The organism is Mesorhizobium loti R88b (genome assembly GCF_013170845.1).
Taxonomy (GTDB): domain Bacteria; phylum Pseudomonadota; class Alphaproteobacteria; order Rhizobiales; family Rhizobiaceae; genus Mesorhizobium; species Mesorhizobium loti_B.
The window spans coordinates 6,120,984-6,136,637 of record NZ_CP033367.1; the positions used below are offsets into that span (position 1 = coordinate 6,120,984).

General features: G+C 64.0%; 13 protein-coding genes. All 13 read left to right on the plus strand.

Annotation, left to right across the window (positions count from 1 at the left end; genetic code table 11):
- Positions 1 to 3 precede the first annotated feature (3 nt).
- From tssC to EB235_RS29905, 13 genes are read left to right on the plus strand one after another with little or no spacing between them, the layout of a single operon-like run.
- On the plus strand, positions 4 to 1,509 hold the full coding sequence (gene tssC, locus EB235_RS29845; protein ID WP_027033815.1) for a type VI secretion system contractile sheath large subunit: 1,506 nt from the start codon (positions 4 to 6) through the stop codon (positions 1,507 to 1,509).
- 46 nt (positions 1,510 to 1,555) lie between these two features.
- Complete coding sequence (locus EB235_RS29850) at positions 1,556 to 2,017, plus strand: Hcp family type VI secretion system effector (RefSeq protein ID WP_032926026.1); 462 nt, start codon at positions 1,556 to 1,558, stop codon at positions 2,015 to 2,017.
- Complete coding sequence (gene tssE / locus EB235_RS29855; protein ID WP_027033813.1) at positions 2,004 to 2,759, plus strand: type VI secretion system baseplate subunit TssE; 756 nt, start codon at positions 2,004 to 2,006, stop codon at positions 2,757 to 2,759. Before EB235_RS29850 ends, tssE begins: the two co-directional genes overlap by 14 nt.
- 1 nt (position 2,760) lies before the next feature.
- Positions 2,761 to 4,635 carry a type VI secretion system baseplate subunit TssF gene (gene tssF / locus EB235_RS29860; protein WP_027033812.1) on the plus strand — a complete coding sequence of 625 codons (1,875 nt, stop codon included), beginning with the start codon at positions 2,761 to 2,763 and terminating at the stop codon, positions 4,633 to 4,635.
- Positions 4,599 to 5,684: a type VI secretion system baseplate subunit TssG gene (gene tssG, locus EB235_RS29865; protein ID WP_027033811.1), complete on the plus strand. Its 1,086-nt coding sequence runs from the start codon at positions 4,599 to 4,601 to the stop codon at positions 5,682 to 5,684. The genes tssF and tssG overlap by 37 nt, the downstream gene beginning before the upstream one ends.
- Positions 5,681 to 7,147, plus strand: coding sequence for a type VI secretion system-associated FHA domain protein TagH (gene tagH, locus EB235_RS29870; protein WP_027033810.1), 1,467 nt, complete (start codon positions 5,681 to 5,683; stop codon positions 7,145 to 7,147). The genes tssG and tagH overlap by 4 nt, the downstream gene beginning before the upstream one ends.
- 3 nt (positions 7,148 to 7,150) lie before the next feature.
- Positions 7,151 to 7,603, plus strand: a complete 453-nt coding sequence (gene tssJ / locus EB235_RS29875; protein ID WP_027033809.1) for a type VI secretion system lipoprotein TssJ — start codon at positions 7,151 to 7,153, stop codon at positions 7,601 to 7,603.
- Between the two features lie 39 nt (positions 7,604 to 7,642).
- Entirely contained in the window at positions 7,643 to 8,977 is a 1,335-nt protein-coding gene (tssK, locus tag EB235_RS29880; RefSeq protein ID WP_027033808.1) for a type VI secretion system baseplate subunit TssK, read from the plus strand.
- A gap of 4 nt (positions 8,978 to 8,981) precedes the next feature.
- Positions 8,982 to 10,304, plus strand: coding sequence for a type IVB secretion system protein IcmH/DotU (icmH, locus tag EB235_RS29885; protein ID WP_027033807.1), 1,323 nt, complete (start codon positions 8,982 to 8,984; stop codon positions 10,302 to 10,304).
- A gap of 1 nt (position 10,305) precedes the next feature.
- Complete coding sequence (gene tssM, locus EB235_RS29890; protein ID WP_027033806.1) at positions 10,306 to 13,842, plus strand: type VI secretion system membrane subunit TssM; 3,537 nt, start codon at positions 10,306 to 10,308, stop codon at positions 13,840 to 13,842.
- On the plus strand, positions 13,824 to 14,363 hold the full coding sequence (gene tagF / locus EB235_RS29895) for a type VI secretion system-associated protein TagF (protein WP_080680958.1): 540 nt from the start codon (positions 13,824 to 13,826) through the stop codon (positions 14,361 to 14,363). The genes tssM and tagF overlap by 19 nt, the downstream gene beginning before the upstream one ends.
- A gap of 3 nt (positions 14,364 to 14,366) precedes the next feature.
- Positions 14,367 to 15,215, plus strand: a complete 849-nt coding sequence (locus tag EB235_RS29900) for a DUF4150 domain-containing protein (protein WP_080680957.1) — start codon at positions 14,367 to 14,369, stop codon at positions 15,213 to 15,215.
- Positions 15,216 to 15,653, plus strand: coding sequence for a hypothetical protein (locus EB235_RS29905; protein ID WP_027033805.1), 438 nt, complete (start codon positions 15,216 to 15,218; stop codon positions 15,651 to 15,653). It abuts the gene before it with no gap.
- Position 15,654 lies beyond the last annotated feature (1 nt).

Sequence of the window (15,654 nt, forward strand, 5' to 3'; positions counted from 1 at the left end):
ACCATGGCCGAACAGCAAAAGACCGCCGCCGTCGCCGCCGAGGCCGAAGCCATAAACCTCGACGAATTCAGCGGCCTCCTTGAGAAGGATTTCAAGGTCAAGAAGGACGATAGCGAGAAGCTGCAGCAACTGGTGCGTAATCTCGCACTCGCGGCACAGTCGCGTTCCGACACCACGACCATTTCGTCCAATGCGATCAAGTCGATCAAGTCGCTGATCGCGGGCATCGACAAGATGCTGACGGCACAGGTCAACGAGATCCTGCACGCACCGGAAGTGCGCGAGATGGAAGGCACTTGGCGCGGCCTCTGGTATCTCGTCAACAACACCGAGACGGACCAGAAGCTGAAGATCCGGGTGATGAACATCTCCAAGGAGCAGCTGGGCGACACGCTCGAAGACTATGAAGGCCAGATGTGGGACCAGAGCCCGATCTTCAAGAAGGTCTATACGGACGAGTATTCCATGCTGGGCGGCGAGCCTATCGGCTGCGTGATCGGGGCCTACGAATTCTCCAACCACCCGCGCGACGTCGGCCTGCTGCGCAATATCTCCGGCATCTGCGCCTCGGCGCACACGCCGTTCATCGCAGCCGCCTCGCCGCGCCTGTTCCGCATGGACAGCTGGCAGGAATTGCCGAACCCGCAAGACCTGCAGCAGATCGTCTCCAACCCGGCCTATGCCTCTTGGCAATCGCTGCGCGAGAGCGAGGACGCTCGCTACATCGGCCTGACCATGCCTCGTGTTCTGGCCCGGCTGCCCTATGGCACCGATACCGTTCCGGTGAAGGGCTTCACCTTCGAGGAAGAGGTGCAGGGCGATCACAACAAGTATGTCTGGATGAACGCCGCCTTCCCGATGGGCGTCAACATCAACCGCAGCCACAAGCTTTTCGGCTGGGGCACGCAGATCCGCGGCGTCGAGAATGGCGGCACGGTGCTCAATCTGCCGGTGCACAGCTTCCCGACCGACGATGGCTCGATCGCGATGAAATGCCCGACCGAAGTCGCCATCGACGACCGGCGCGAGGCCGAACTGGCCAAGCTTGGCTTGATGCCGATCCTGCACCGTAAGAACACGGATCTGGCGGCCTTCATCGGCGCCCATTCGCTGCAGGACGACGAAACGCGCGCCGGCCGGCTGGTCGACCCCGACGCACAGTCGAACGAGCGGCTGAGCGCCAACCTGCCCTATCTTTTCCCGGTCTCGCGCTTTGCGCACTACCTCAAGGCCATTGCGCGCGACAAGGTCGGCTCGTTCAAGGAGCGCTCCGACATGCAGATCTGGTTGACCGAGTGGATCAACCGCTACGTGCTGGCCAACCCGGCCTTCGCCGACGACAAGGCACGCGCCAAGCGCCCGCTTGCCGCTGCCGAGGTCCAGGTGGACAGCGTGGAGGGGCGGCCAGGCTACTACAATGCCCGCTTCTATCTGCGCCCGCACTACCAGTTGGAGGGCATCAATGCCTCGCTCCGACTGGTGTCGGAACTGCCGTCCGTGAAGACTTGATTTGCAGCAACAACATCTTGGTTTTTAAAAGCGGTGGAGAGAGAAAATGCCCACGACCATGAAGATTGATGGCTTTCTGAAGGTTCCCGATATCAAGGGCCCCAGCACCCGCGACGGCCACTCGGACGAAATCGAAGTCCATGGCGTCGACTACAAGATGGTCGCACCCTATGATCCGAATTCGCTCTCACGCCGTGGCCGCGTGTCCATGGGCATGATCAAGTTCACCAAACACTACGACAAATCCTCGCCCTACCTGGCAAAGGCGTTGTTCGAGAACAAGGCCCTCAATGAGGTGGTGTTTTCGGCACGGCGGACCATCGATGGCGAAAGCAAGGATTACCTGGTCGTTACGCTGACCGACGCCTCGATCATGGAATACGACATGTCGCAAGCTGACGATGAGGCAGACCTGATCGAGGAAGCGGTCAGCTTCGCCTACAAGAAGATCAAATTCGTCTATGACGGCAATGATGAAGCCGAAATGGATGTCTATGTCGGCAAGTGAGGTTCGGCGGCCTGGCGCCGGCAAGCAGCAGATCGCCGGCAGCCTGCGGGCGAAAAGCGAGGCGGTCCAGCCGTCGCTGTGGGATCGCCTCGTCAATGACCTGCCGGGCCTGACCTCGGAGATAGATGGGCTGCGCCATGTCCTGTTGGACGAGCTTGGCGCGGACCGTCTTGACACCCTCGTTGCCGGCAGTGCGCGGACCATCGACGCCGATGCGGAGCTGACGCCCGATCAGAAACGGCGTCTGCATCGCCTGGCCTTTCAGTCTCAGCACCGCGTCGAGATCGAGAGCCGCGGTGTGGTGGTATCGGCGCGCGTGCTTAGGGAAGCGGTGCGGCGCGACATCGAGGCTCTGTTCAACACCGAGCGCTTCGAGGCCACACCGCTGCTTTCCGACCTGGAGGACGAGCAGATGGCAGACAACCCACCGTCGCTCGCCGATTTTCCGGAGGTGCGTCGAAGCGTGGTCAATTACGGCGTGCCTTCCTTCTCGGGCCGGTCGTCCCGCGACTTCGACCGCGACGTGCTGGCGCGCGAAATCCGCTCGGTGCTCGCCACCTTCGAGCCCCGCCTCAAGGAAAGCGCGACGAAGGTTACGGTCACCCTTGGTGACAAGACCGTGGGGCTGAAGATCGAGATCGATGCCGTGCTGATCATGACGCCCACACCGGAACGCATGCGCCTGCGCACCACGATCAATCTCGACAACGGCTTGGCGCGGACCGAAATTAGGGACGCCTGAGATGGATCGGGTTTTCGTCGAATATTACGAGGAGGAACTGACCCATATCCGCGGCCTTGCGGCGGAGTTTGCCGACATGCATCCGGCGGTGGCGCGCAACCTGTCGCTCGATACGGTGCCCTGCCCGGATCCCTATGTCGAACGGCTGCTGGACGGCGTCGCCTTCCTCGCCGCGCGCACCCGGCTGAAAGTCGACGCCGAGCGCTCGCGATTTTCGCGGAGCGTGCTCGACGTCCTCTATCCCGATCTGGTCACGCCGGCCCCCGCGACGGCGATGGCCGTGCTGAAACCTGGCCAGCAGGTGCAGACCATGCCCGCCGGCCACGTCGTCAAGCGCAACACGCGGCTGGTCTCCAGCCTGCAGCCCGGCCTGTCGACGCGCTGCACTTTCTCGACCGCGCAGGACATGACCCTGTGGCCGATAGCGATAACTTCGGTCAGCTATTTTCAGGATCGCAGTGCGCTGGCGGCGGCCGGCATAGGACCGATCGGTGGCATCGCCGGCGAGGTGGCCCTGCGTCTGGTGCTGACGCGGACTGGAAAAGGCAAACTCGACGAATTGGCGCTCGACCAGCTCGACCTCTATTTTGCCGGACGCACCAAGGCGCCACTTCTGTTCGACGCGATTTTCGGCGCCTGCGCGGCTGTTAGCGCACGACCGGAAGGCAAAACCAACCGGCTGTCGCCCTTGCCGGCACCCGAAATGGTCGGCATCAGCGACGACGAGGCCTTGATGCCGCGCACCCGCCCGACATTCGAAGGGTACCGCCTGCTGCGCGAATACTTCGTCATGCCAGAGCGCTTTCACTATGTCCGGGTCCTGGGGCTGCAGCCCGTGGTGCGCAACTGCGAGGGCGGACTGGAGATCATCTTCCTGTTCCGCCGCCCGGCGCCCGAACTCGCCGACCTGACGCCGGCGGATTTCGAACTTTTCGCGACGCCGATCATCAATCTGTTCGAGCGTGAGTGCAACGTCGTCGAGCTCGATCCGCGCAAGACACGGCAGGTGCTGCACGCCGACCGCACACGGGCGCGCGACTTCGAGATCTATCGTGTTCTCCGCGTCGAGGATGCCGACAGTGAAGGCAGCGATGCCGAGATACCGGAGCTGTTCAGCCTCGGGCAGAACCGCGGCAGCGGCTGGGTCTATTCGACGGAACGGCGCCCACGCCGGGCGACGGAGGATGAACGCCGCGACGGCCTGACCCGCACGTCATACACCGGAGACGATGTTTTCCTGGCCGTATCCCGGCCGATCGCAAATCCCGCGAACCGGCCGTTGAAGCGTCTCGACATCATGGCGCTTTGCACCAACCGTGACCTGCCGATCCTCGACGACAATCCGACCTTGACGCTGGAGGCCGGCGATCCGGTCGAATCCGTTCGCCTGCTCGGTGCGTTGCGTCCGCCGCAGCCGGCCATCCCCGCGGCACTGCCCACCGGGGCCGAAGGCGAGTCCCGGGCCGACGATCTCGCCTGGCGACTGGTGGCGCAGCTCGCCCTCAATTTCTTGAGCCTCGCCAAGGAAGGCCGCGGCGTCGACCCGCTGCATGCGCTGCTCGATCTTTATGCCGACCGGGGCGATCCGAGCCTTGCCCGCAACGTGCATTCGATCGTGCGCATCGACTCGCGGTCGGTGATCGAACGGCTGCAGATCGACGGGCCGATGTGCTTCGGGCGTGGCACTGAAGTGACGCTGCATGTCGATCAGTCGGTGCTGGCAGGGCAAAGCAACTTGTTGCTTTCGGCCTTGCTGGCGCGGCTGTTTGCCCGTCATGCCGGAATAAACGGCTTCGTGCGAACCCGCACGCGGCTGCTGCAGAGACAGGAGGATGTGCCATGGCCGATGACGCCCGGCAATCGCTACCTGATCTAGACAAGACACCTGATCCAGACACGATCGGCCCGGACCGGGCCGAAGGTCTGTCCGAGGCGTTCGACTTTTTCGAACTGTTGCGCCGTCTCGAACAGCGGAGCGGTCTGTTCGGTCATTCCGGACGCCCCGACCGCGAGCCGGCAAGGCTCGGCCAGCATGTGCGCCTCGCCTTTTCCGCGCGGGACCTGGTGCAGTTCCGCGAGGCCAGCGACAAGGTGCCGGCCCGGGTCACGGTTGCAAATCTCGGCCTGCTGGGGCCTGAGGGCCCAATGCCGCTGCATCTGACACGTTGGGTGCTCGACCGCCTGTCGCAGCGCTGGTTCGCCGGTGCCGACGCACAGCAGACCAGCGACACGACCTTCGTGGACTTCGTCAACATCCTCCAGCACCGCATGATTGCCCTTTACTACCGGGCCTGGGCGGATGCGCATCCGGCGGTCCAGGTCGAGCGCGCGGTCGGCGGCCGCGTTCGCGCCATGCTTGAAGCGATGGCGGGGATCGGACTTCCCGGCACCCAAAATCCTGATCTCGACACTGTCAAGCTTCGTCAGGCCGCATCGCTCGCCAGCCAGGTCGACGGTCCGGAACGGCTGACGCTGTTTCTGGCGGAAGCGTTCAGGGTGCCGGTTCAGATCAAGGAATTCATCGCCGCCTGGATAACCATACCAGCCGGGCTGCAGACCCGCCTCGCAAAAGCCTATGCGGACCTCGGCCGGGGGGCGACGATCGGCCCGCGCGTTTTCAACCGCCAGAGCAGGATCGAACTGCGCGTTGGCCCTCTCAGTCTTGAGGAGTTCAAGGCGTTCCTGCCGGGAGGCTCGCGCCTCAGACTGTTCAAGCAGGCCGTTCGCGACATGGTTGGGGAGTCGCTCGATGTCGACCTGCGCATCGTGCTGGCGCGTGAAGCCGTGCCGCCACCCCGCATCGGAACGGTCCAGCTCGGCCGGACCGCCTGGCTTGCGCGGCCCGCCGAAAGGGGCGATGCTGACGATCTGCGGCTGCGGACAATTGTCGGATGGCGGCCGGAAATGGCGGGGGTCGCGGCATGAGCCTGCTGCTGACGCTGGAGCAAGGGCCACGCACCCAGGCGGTACGGCAGACCCGGCTTGACGAAGGTGAGCTGGTGATCGGCCGCAGCTCGGACGCGGGCTGGCAGATCAACGATCCCGACATGTTCGTTTCCCGCGCCCATTGCAAGATCACAGGCGGGCGAGACGGCTATTTCGTCACCGACACGTCGAGCAGTGGACTTTTCATAAACGACTCCGACAGCCCGCTTGGTGCCGGCCAGTCGACGCGCCTTCAAAGCGGCATGCGGCTGAGACTTGGCGACTACGTCGTCTATGTCGACCTACAGACGCCAACTGCCCAGGCACCTGCCGCCAGCCAGCCGGTTGCGGAACGCTTGCCGCCGGCATCGCGGGCGCCGGTGAGCATCGGCCGTGACGACTTCTTTTCCGCCAAGGTCGAGGAGGAGCCGCGACGGCCACGCCCGGCCGATCTGCCGAATCCGTTCGAGCAGCCGGTTGCGGGCGCGTTCGAGCGTGCCGCCTCCAGCCAGCGCAGCTCGCCTGCTTTCGATGACCCGTTCAGCCTCGATCCGGTTTCGACGCCTGTGGCGAAAGACGCCGCCCCTTACCTCGAACCGGACGGTGCGGCGAGCCAAACGGATCCATTCAGCCTCGACCCCGTGCCGTCCCTCGGCCGTGGAGCCCAACTCGCTCATGGAAAACCGTCCGATTTCAACGATGATTTTGGTTTCGGACCCGCCGCCGCGACCGGTTCGGCAAACGGCGTCGGTTCGACTGGCCAGCGCGAGCGCGTCGCCCAGCGACCCGCCAATCCCTGGGATTTGCCCGGGCAGGCGGCTGATAGCCCGGCCCCAGCGCGGACAGGTGCTGCCGCTACGCCCGCCCGCCAGCCGGCAGTGGCCCAGCCGGGCGACAAGGCGCTTCGCTCTGCATTCCTGCACGGCATGGGCGTCGAGGAAGCCGATTTCCCCGGCCGCGACAGCATCGCGGAAATGGAGAAGTTCGGCCGCGAATACCGGCTGATGATGGAAGGCCTGATGCAGCTTCTGCGCAAGCGGGCCGAGGAAAAGGGCAATGCCCGTGTCGCCCAGACCATGGTAGGAGCTTCCGAAGTCAATCCACTGAAGTTCCTACCGACGGTCGACGACGCCATCGTCACGCTTATTGCCGAACGCAGCCCCGGCTTTCTCGCCGGCGAAGCGGCAATCGCCGACGCGGTTCGCGATCTCGCGCAGCACCACGTGCGTGCCTGGCGCGGCGTGCAGGCCGCCCTGCGTCGGATGGTCGACCGTTTTGAGCCGGCAGCGATCGAGCAGGAGCTAAAATCGAATTCCGCGATCGGCACCCTGCTTTCGGGCGGGCGCGGCGCCAAGCTGTGGGAACTCTACCAGAAACGCCATCGTGAAATCGCCGAGAGTGCGGAAAAAAGCTTTCTTGGCGAAATCGGCGCCGATTTTCGGGATGCATATGAGGAGGAGTGAGACATGATCGACCGACGCGAATTCATCGTTGCCCTGGGCGCAACCGGACTGCTTGCGGCTTGCCAGAGCGGTCCGCCGAAACCTTCGGTAATCACCATCAACGTGACCGGTGGGGCAGGCATGAACCCTGGACCAGGCGGCGGCGACCGGCCGGTGACGGTTCTCGTCATGCGGCTGCGCAGCACCGGCAAATTCAATTCCGCCGACTACTTTGCCCTGCAGGGCGATGCCGGATCGGCGCTGGCAGGCGATCTCATCGGATCCGACCAGATCGCCGTCGGGCCGGGAAAATCCGCGTCCAAGACCATCACCGTCGAGCCTGATGCGACAGCGCTGGGCTTCGTTGCGCTGATCCGCGAGCCCACCGGCAAGAACTGGCGCACGACCAAGTCGGTGTCGTCGGGATCAAAATTCACAATCAATGTCACGATTGGCAAGGGCGGTATCTCCGCCTAGTGGCCAGGGCAAGGGAAGCTCGATGCAGAGAGTAACGGCATGAGCGATGCAAATAGGGTGCTGTGGTCCGAAGGTCTTTTCCTGCGGACCCAGCATTTCCAGCAGCAGGATCGTTTCTTCGAGGCGACCGTGCGCGGCGCGTTGCAGGCCGGGCAGTTGCATACGTTCGGCTTTCAACAGCTGACGCTGGACCAGGCGTTACTCGATGCCGGCCAGGTCGCCATCCTGTCCGCTCGCGGCATCTTCCCGGACGGAACACCTTTCGCCATTCCGGAGATGATGAACGCGCCGCGGCCGTTGCCGGTGACGCCAGACACGGCTGCCGGACCGGTGCTGGTGGCCTTGCCGCTCGAACCTCCCGGCGGTGTCGGCTTCGATCCCGCACACGCCGCCACTTCGGGAGCACGCTATCATGGGCGGATCGTCGCTGTACGTGACGCCGTCCAGGGCGGTTCGGACCCTGAAGAAATCGAAATCGCCGTTCCGCAGGCGCTGCTGCTCGCACCCGGCAAGTCCGTCGGTGGCTACACCGCCTTGCCGATCGCCGACCTCAAGGGGGTTCGAGCCGATGGCGGCGTCTCGCTGGACGAGACCTTCCTGCCGCCGACACTGGTGACCGGCGCCGTGGCCTGGTACCGGCAATTGCTGCTGGAAGTCGTCACGGGGCTCGACCAGATCGCCGAGGCGCACGGCAAGATGGTGATGGGCGGGCCGGGGCGCAGCGTCGAAGACCTGCTGATGCTCAACCTCGCCAATGCGGCGCGCCCGCGGCTGGCCCACATGCTGGCGCAGGATGTCTTCCATCCGGCCGAGCTTTACCTGGAACTTGCCGGGCTCGCCGGTTCGATGGCGACCTATGGATCGAGTGCGCGGCGGCTGGGCGAGTTGCCCCCTTACGATCACATGGCTCCGGGTCCCGCCTATATGGCGCTGGCGGATACGCTGCGCTCACTCATCCTCAGCCTGCGCTACATTGAACCGAAATCGCGTGCGCTGCCGGTCATGCGGCATTCGACCAACGTCTGGAAGATCCGCATCGACAATCCGAAGCTGCTGGTGGCAAGCCGCATCGTCATCCGGGTTGGTTCCGAGCTGTCGGAAGACGCGCTGCGCAAGATCTTCGTCAATCAGGCGACTGTCGGCTCGGCTGACCAGTTCGAGGGCCTGTGGAAATCGCGTCTGCCCGGCATTCCGCTGAAGCCGCTTCATTCCCAGCCGCGTGAGATCCCTTACGACGGCGATCGGCTGTGCCTCGAACTGGACCAGAAAAGCGAGCACTGGGCGTCGCTGCTCGATGCTCCCGGCTTCGTCATTGGCGTGTCGGGCGTGTTGCCAAGTGAGCCGCAGGTGGACTGCTACTCGGTGAACAGGTGAGATGATGAGCCGCGATGATCCTTTCGGACTATCGGAGGATCGCGAACGCACCCGCATACGGCTGACCGGTGCGCCAACGCCGCGGCCGATGGCGCCGCTCTTGCCGGGCGCGGCGGTAAAGCGGTCGCGCACCCACCCGAACGCACTCGTCAACGCATTCGCGCCCTTGCTGGAATTCGCGCCAGAGCTTGAAAGCGCACTGGCGCCGGAGAACCCGGAAACGCTGCGCACCCGGCTGCTCGAGGAACTGGTACGGGCACGCGACACGGCAATGTCGACAGGGTCCTCGATGGAACGGGCCGATCAGGCAGCCTGGGTCGTGGCGGCGTTGCTCGATGATCTGGCTCTGAACACGCCATGGGGCGGGGCCAGCGCCTGGCCGCGCCAGCCGCTTGTGGTGATGCTGCGCGGCGATGTCGATGCCGGCACGCAGTTCTTCACGCGGCTCGACGAACTGGAGCGCCATCCCAACCGCGATCGCGAATTGCTGGAGCTGCAGTATGATTGCATGGCGCTCGGCTTCCGCGGCAAATATCGTGTGCCAGGCCGGTCAGGCGATCGCTCGCTCAATGCGGTTCGCCTGACCGCGGCACGCTTCCTGCGCGATGCCGATGCCGAAGGTGCGCCGCTGTCGCCAAACTGGAAGGGCGTCATCGCATCCGACGAGCCGCAGCGCTTCATCGTTCCGATCTGGGTCATGGCGCTCGGCGCGGCGGTTGTTGCCACAGCCATCCATATCGGGTTGTCGATGGGGCTGAGCGGCCAGGCAGTCGAACTTTCCGCCCTTGTGCGCGCTCTGCCGCCGCCCGCACGCGGCGATATCAGCCGTACGTCGCCCAAGGTCGATGCCCCGCCCCCTGAAAAAGTGGATTTTGCGCTGTTGCCGGAATTCCAGGCCGGGGCGCCGGCCGACCTCAAATCCGCCCTCAGCGGCACCGAAAGCGTTTCGTTGGCCAAGCTGATCATCCAGGCCTCCAACCCCGAACTGTTCCAGTCGTCGCGGCCCCAACTGAGCGACGGCTTCGAGCCCCTGATCGGTTCGATCGCCAAGGTGATCCTCGCCAATCAGGAGCTGATCGGAAACATCACCGTGATCGGTCATACGGACGGCGTTCCCCTGCAAAAGACCAATCCGCTGTCGACCAACCAGCGACTGTCGGAGGCGCGCGCCCAGACGATCGCCGACATGCTGGTGCAGAACGGGGTGCCGCAGGACCGCGTTCATTCCGAAGGCCGCGCGGCCACCGACCCGGTGGCCAGCGACAGCACGCGCGAGGGGCGAGCCTTGAACCGCCGCGTCGAGGTGCTCGTCGAAAAGAGGCTGTGAGATGTTCATCCTACGCTTCCTGTGGGCGGTCCTGACATCGCGCTGGCTGTGGACACTGATCGGCATCACACTGCTTTCGCTGGTCATCTGGGTGTTCGGTCCGATCGTCAGGGTCGGTCCCTATTCGCCTTTCGATTCCGACAATGTGCGCATTGCCATGATTGCGGGGCTGATCATCCTGTGGTTGATGTGGCTGATTATCGCGCAGCGTCGCGCCATCCGCGCCAATCGCATGTTCGTCGCCGAGATCGCCGCGCCAGTTGCGGAGAAGCCCCTCGGGCCTGGCGAAGAGAACGTCGCGGCCGTGGGTGCCAAGTTCGCCGAGGTGATGGCCGAACTGAAGCGCCGGAAGCTCGGCGGACGCAAGTTCCTGCGCGAGATGCCCTGGTACGTGATCGTCGGGCCACCGGCCACCGGCAAGACCACGGCCCTGCGGCAGTCCGGACTGAATTTTCCGATCGACCTCACTGACGATCTGCAAGGGGTCGGTGGCACGCGTAATTGCGACTGGTTCTTTTCCGAGAACGCGGTTCTGATCGACACCGCCGGCCGCTATGTCCAGCAGGAGAGCCAGCCTGACGTCGACGCGGCGGAATGGCTGGGCTTCCTAGATCTTTTGAAAAAGCATCGCGGCCGCCGCGCGCTCAACGGCGTGATCGTCGCGCTGTCCATCGACGCGCTTTCGGAGGGCGACGAGGCCATCAAGGCACACGGCCGCAAGATCCGCCGCCGGCTGGCCGAGCTCAACGACCGGCTCGAAATTCGCCTTCCGGTCTACCTGATGCTGACCAAGGCCGATCTGATCAAAGGTTTCGAGGCTTTCTTCGGCAGCCTGTCCACCGCCGCGCGCGAGCAGGTCTGGGGAACGACCTTCGCGCTGGATGCGCGTGTGGACGCCAAGACCATCGAACGCGAAATTTCGACATTGGCGACGGAGCTGGAGCGGCGGCTGGTGCCGCGCCTGGAGGACGAAGACAAACTCGCTGCTCGCGCCGAGATCTTCAGGTTTCCTGCCCAGCTGTCCAGCCTGTCCGAACCGATGCAGGTGCTGGTCGAGGCGATGTTCGGTGAAAGCCGCTATGAAGAGGCCGCCTGGCTGCGTGGTCTCTATTTGACATCGGCGACGCAGGAAGGCGCGCCCATCGACCGGCTGACCGCGGCGCTGTCGTCGTCGTTCGGCCTGCCGCCACGGCGAACCCTGCCCGCACCGAGGGTCGAGAAACGCAGCTTTTTCCTGAAGAACCTGCTCACCGAGGTCATCTTCAAGGAAGCCGGCCTCGGCACGTTCGATCCGCTGGCGCAGCGCCGCCGCGCCTGGATCTGGCGCGGTGCGGCGGCTGCATGCGCGGCGGCAGCCTTGCTGGCCGGCGGGCTGTTCACCTGGTCCTATTTTGACAACCGCAACGCGATCACGGCCCAGGCAGGCCAGTTCGAAGCGCTGCAAGCGCCGCTGACCTCCGCTGCTGCAAATCCGGCATCGGTGCAGCAACCCGCCATCGACGGCGCGCTCGAAGCGATGGACGCGGTCGCGAATGCCAGGACAGCACCGCCGGGCAGCGCCCAAGATCTGCTGGGCCCATCGGCCTCGGCGGAACTGGTGCGGGCCCAGACCGACACGTACGACCACGCCCTGCGCAACGTGCTTGAGCCACGCATGGTCGCATTGCTCGAGGCGACCATGTGGCGGCAGATCCGCGATCCGGATTTCATGCTCGGCGCGTTGAAGACCTATCGCATGATGACGGGCCTGTCGCAGATGGACACCGATTTCGCCCAGAAGTGGTGGGTGAACAGCCTGCCGGAATTCGCCGCCGCGGCACCCTTTCCGACCGCCGATGCCGAAGAGCATCAGCTTGCCGCCATCCGCCGCATGGCGGTCGACGAAAGCTATGTCGCTCCCGACCAGGCGCTGGTCGCCGAAGCGCTGAAAACAGTGTGCACGATCTCGTTGCCGGCGCGTGCCTACAAGCAGTTGCTGGCCGATCCGGAGGTGGCCGGGCTCAAGGAGTGGATCCCGGCCAATTTCGCCGGCCCCAATGGCGGCAAGGTGTTTGCGCGGCGTTCCGACAAGACACTTCGCGTCGGCATTTCCGGAGCCTTCACCTATGCCGGCTTCCACGACGCCATTCTCGACCGCATCGACGATGTCGCCGCCCAGGCGGCACTCGATCGCGCGGTTTTCGCCGGCGGCTGCTCGGAGAATTCCGAGACCTCGGTCTCGGCTCTGTCCGAGGATATTCTGAAGCTCTACTATGACGACTACATCGCGCAATGGGACAGCTTCCTGCGAGACATGCGGCTCGCGCCACTAACCGATCTCAATGTCGCCAGCGAAAATCTGAAGGATCTCTCAAGTGCCGATTCAGCGCTGAAGCGGCTGCTGACCGCGGTCGTTCAGGAAACAGAACTGACGCGTTCCGACGACGCGCCCGCCGACGACAAGGCCGCAGCCAAGGGCGCCTCGAAACTGCTCGGCAAGCTGGGCAAGCTCGGCAAGCTGGCGACGAGCGGTGCGAAGCTGCTGCCCCGCGCCGGGTCAGCCAGCGAGGTGGACCTGACCGGCAATCTGGTGGCCGAACATTTCAAACCGCTGAAGAGCACCATTGCCGAGGTCGACGGCCAGCCGCCGGCACTGGATGCCGCCGTTGTCGCGCTGACCGCGCTGTCGAACGTCCTGCAGACGGTCACCGCCAACCCCAATCCGCAGGATGCCATCAAGAAGCAAGGCGGCCTTGCCGAGCTGACCGGTGCGGTCGCGAGGCAAGCACAGATCCTGCCGGACCCCATCAATGTCTGGCTTAGCGGAATTGCCGGTGACACCAGCAATTTGACGCAAAAGGCGGTCACATCGGAGCTCAACGCCATCTGGCGCGCGGACATACTGCCTTTCTGCCAGGCAGCGTTGAAGGACCGCTATCCGTTCAGCGCCGACAGCGCGGTGGACGTCAATGTGCGTGATTTCGCCCGCCTGTTCGGACCAGCCGGACTGATCGACGGTTTCATCAACGACCATTTGATCAACTATGTCGACACCACCAGCCAGCCGTGGAAATGGCGTGCCGATTTCGGCCTCGATCCTTCGGCGCTGGCGGCATTCGAACAGGCCAGGCATATCCGCGACGATCTCTTTCCCGGAGGTACCGGACCGGTGATGAGCTTCACGCTCGAACCGAAGGACCTGTCTCCCAACGTCACGCGCGTCACGCTCAATCTCGATGGTCAGACCCTCGTCTATTTCAACAATGCGACGCGGCCGCAACCGATGACCTGGCCGGGCAAGGACGGCACCGGGGTCATTTCGCTCGCCTTCCAGCCGATCGACGGTTCGCCCGAAATCATGCTCAACGAGACTGGCAGCTGGGCGTGGCTGAGGATGCTGCGCAACGGCCGTTTCGCCGGCACGTCGCTCTCCGACGTCTACAGCCTGCGCCTAGGCACGAAGGGAATGTGGGCCGATTTCGAACTCAAGGCCGCCAGCGTCGAGAACCCCTACAATTTGCAGATGTTCAAGAAATTCTCATGTCCGCCGCAGATATGAACATTGGGTTCTTCGGCAAGGTACCGGCGACCGGAGATTTCGTCGCCGCCAACCTGCCGCGGACTTTCATCGACCGCTGGGACCGCTGGATGTCGATCGAGTTGCTGGCGCGGCCCGACGAGGGGGAATTGGATACGCGTGTCTGGCGCTTCATCGTCAAGGGCGGCATTTTCGGCGACCAGCCCTGTGCCGGCGCCTGGCGCATGAGCGAGGACCGTGTTGGCCGCCGCTATCCCTTCGCCGTTATCCGCCTCGGGCCGCCGCCGGAGCCGGGCGACCCCTGGTTCGACGGCGTTGCCGATCTCGTCAGGGAAACGGTCGAGGAATACCGGGCCCAGGTCTGGATCGCCGAGCGCATCGGCCAACTGCCGCAGCCGGAAACCCTGGACGGCAACGAACGGATTGCGTTCTGGCTGGACGACTGGGAGGTACATGAGCTCGACTTCGCCGACATCCACGATCTTGCGGCCAACGGGCTGCCGGCGATGAGGGCGACGCGGCCGGAAACGGCGGAGTCCTGAGCGATGGGTTGCACCGTTTTCGCCGAGGGCATGGGCTGGTTCCACCAGAGCAGCAATGGAACCGGGACGGCACCCGGCGACGTCTGCCTGAGCCCGCCGCCACCGCCTGCCGGACCGGTACCGGTGCCCTATGTCAACATGCTGTTCGCCAGCGATCTCACCAAGGGCAGCAATAGCGTCAAGGCCGATGGTAGTCCGACGGCGTTGGAGAACTCCTCGGAAATCGCCATGAGTACCGGCAACGAAGCGGCAACGCCGGGCCTTGGCGCCGGCGTCGTCACGCACAAAATCAAAGGCAAAGGTAGCTTTTCGCTGTGGTCCTTCACGGTGAAGGTCGAAGGCAAGGGCGTGTGCCGGCACGGCGACCCATTGCTGCAGAACGAGGCGTGTACGCCGCCGAACTGCACCGCGCCGGGTGCCAAGGTGCTCTTCATAAACCGCATGACGGCGGAGGGCGTCAAACAAGGCAAGAAATGCAAGACGCCATACAGTCAAGACTGCCGCCCCGACCGCACGGCAGCCCAACGCGACGAGGTCAATGGTAAACCATGCTGGGAATGCAAGGGCAAGAAGGCGACCGGAACCGCGCCCTTCCATCGCGACGGCACACACAAACTGGAAGAAACCAAAAACGCGGACGGAAGCTGGTCGGACAAGGAGTACCGGACGCATGATCACCAACCGCCATTGAACCGCGCTTGGGAGGAACTGGGAGGCTGTCACTTGCAACCGTCGCCCGACGCGTTCAAAAAAATCATGGGCGAGGCAGAGTTCGTCAGGCCCCACTGCGAAGCGCACTACATGAGCCAGGGCTCAAAGGTTAAGGCACATGCCAAGTCGTTGAGGAGCTAGATGAACCCGCGCTATCAGGAGTTGCAGGCCACCTATCTGGCGGAATTGAGGTCGATTTTGCCGCCTATTTTGTCATGGTGGAAGGAACACGCAGTCCGCCCGCCCGCCGAAATGGGAACTGGCGGTAATCGCAATGACTTCGAACGGCGTTGGCCGCTTGGTCCCGTCGCGCATCCTCGAGTGCTCGCTGTGCTGCGAACATATTATCTCGCCGTCCATGCGCTTAACCGTGAATTCGAGACGCTGCGGCCGCCTCTGGACACAACGCCGCGCGAAAGCGATTGGGGTACCGACGACGAAGAGGCCGACGTGCCGTTTGTCCTGCCGATCGACCTGCTGGTCAACGATCTGGAGAGCATCGCGCCCGATCTCTACGAGATCATGAGCAATCTGGTCTTCGTCCCGGTTGGCCTAGCCCCCGACGGCGAGTATTGCTGAC

What these genes read in the sequence shown, in the direction of transcription:
- tssC (WP_027033815.1), top strand. Translation starts at nt 4, where the DNA reads ATGGCCGAACAGCAAAAGACCGCCGCCGTCGCCGCCGAGGCCGAAGCC.
- EB235_RS29850 (WP_032926026.1), top strand. Translation starts at nt 1,556, where the DNA reads ATGCCCACGACCATGAAGATTGATGGCTTTCTGAAGGTTCCCGATATC.
- tssE (WP_027033813.1), top strand. Translation starts at nt 2,004, where the DNA reads ATGTCGGCAAGTGAGGTTCGGCGGCCTGGCGCCGGCAAGCAGCAGATC.
- tssF (WP_027033812.1), top strand. Translation starts at nt 2,761, where the DNA reads ATGGATCGGGTTTTCGTCGAATATTACGAGGAGGAACTGACCCATATC.
- tssG (WP_027033811.1), top strand. Translation starts at nt 4,599, where the DNA reads ATGGCCGATGACGCCCGGCAATCGCTACCTGATCTAGACAAGACACCT.
- tagH (WP_027033810.1), top strand. Translation starts at nt 5,681, where the DNA reads ATGAGCCTGCTGCTGACGCTGGAGCAAGGGCCACGCACCCAGGCGGTA.
- tssJ (WP_027033809.1), top strand. Translation starts at nt 7,151, where the DNA reads ATGATCGACCGACGCGAATTCATCGTTGCCCTGGGCGCAACCGGACTG.
- tssK (WP_027033808.1), top strand. Translation starts at nt 7,643, where the DNA reads ATGAGCGATGCAAATAGGGTGCTGTGGTCCGAAGGTCTTTTCCTGCGG.
- icmH (WP_027033807.1), top strand. Translation starts at nt 8,982, where the DNA reads ATGAGCCGCGATGATCCTTTCGGACTATCGGAGGATCGCGAACGCACC.
- tssM (WP_027033806.1), top strand. Translation starts at nt 10,306, where the DNA reads ATGTTCATCCTACGCTTCCTGTGGGCGGTCCTGACATCGCGCTGGCTG.
- tagF (WP_080680958.1), top strand. Translation starts at nt 13,824, where the DNA reads ATGTCCGCCGCAGATATGAACATTGGGTTCTTCGGCAAGGTACCGGCG.
- EB235_RS29900 (WP_080680957.1), top strand. Translation starts at nt 14,367, where the DNA reads ATGGGTTGCACCGTTTTCGCCGAGGGCATGGGCTGGTTCCACCAGAGC.
- EB235_RS29905 (WP_027033805.1), top strand. Translation starts at nt 15,216, where the DNA reads ATGAACCCGCGCTATCAGGAGTTGCAGGCCACCTATCTGGCGGAATTG.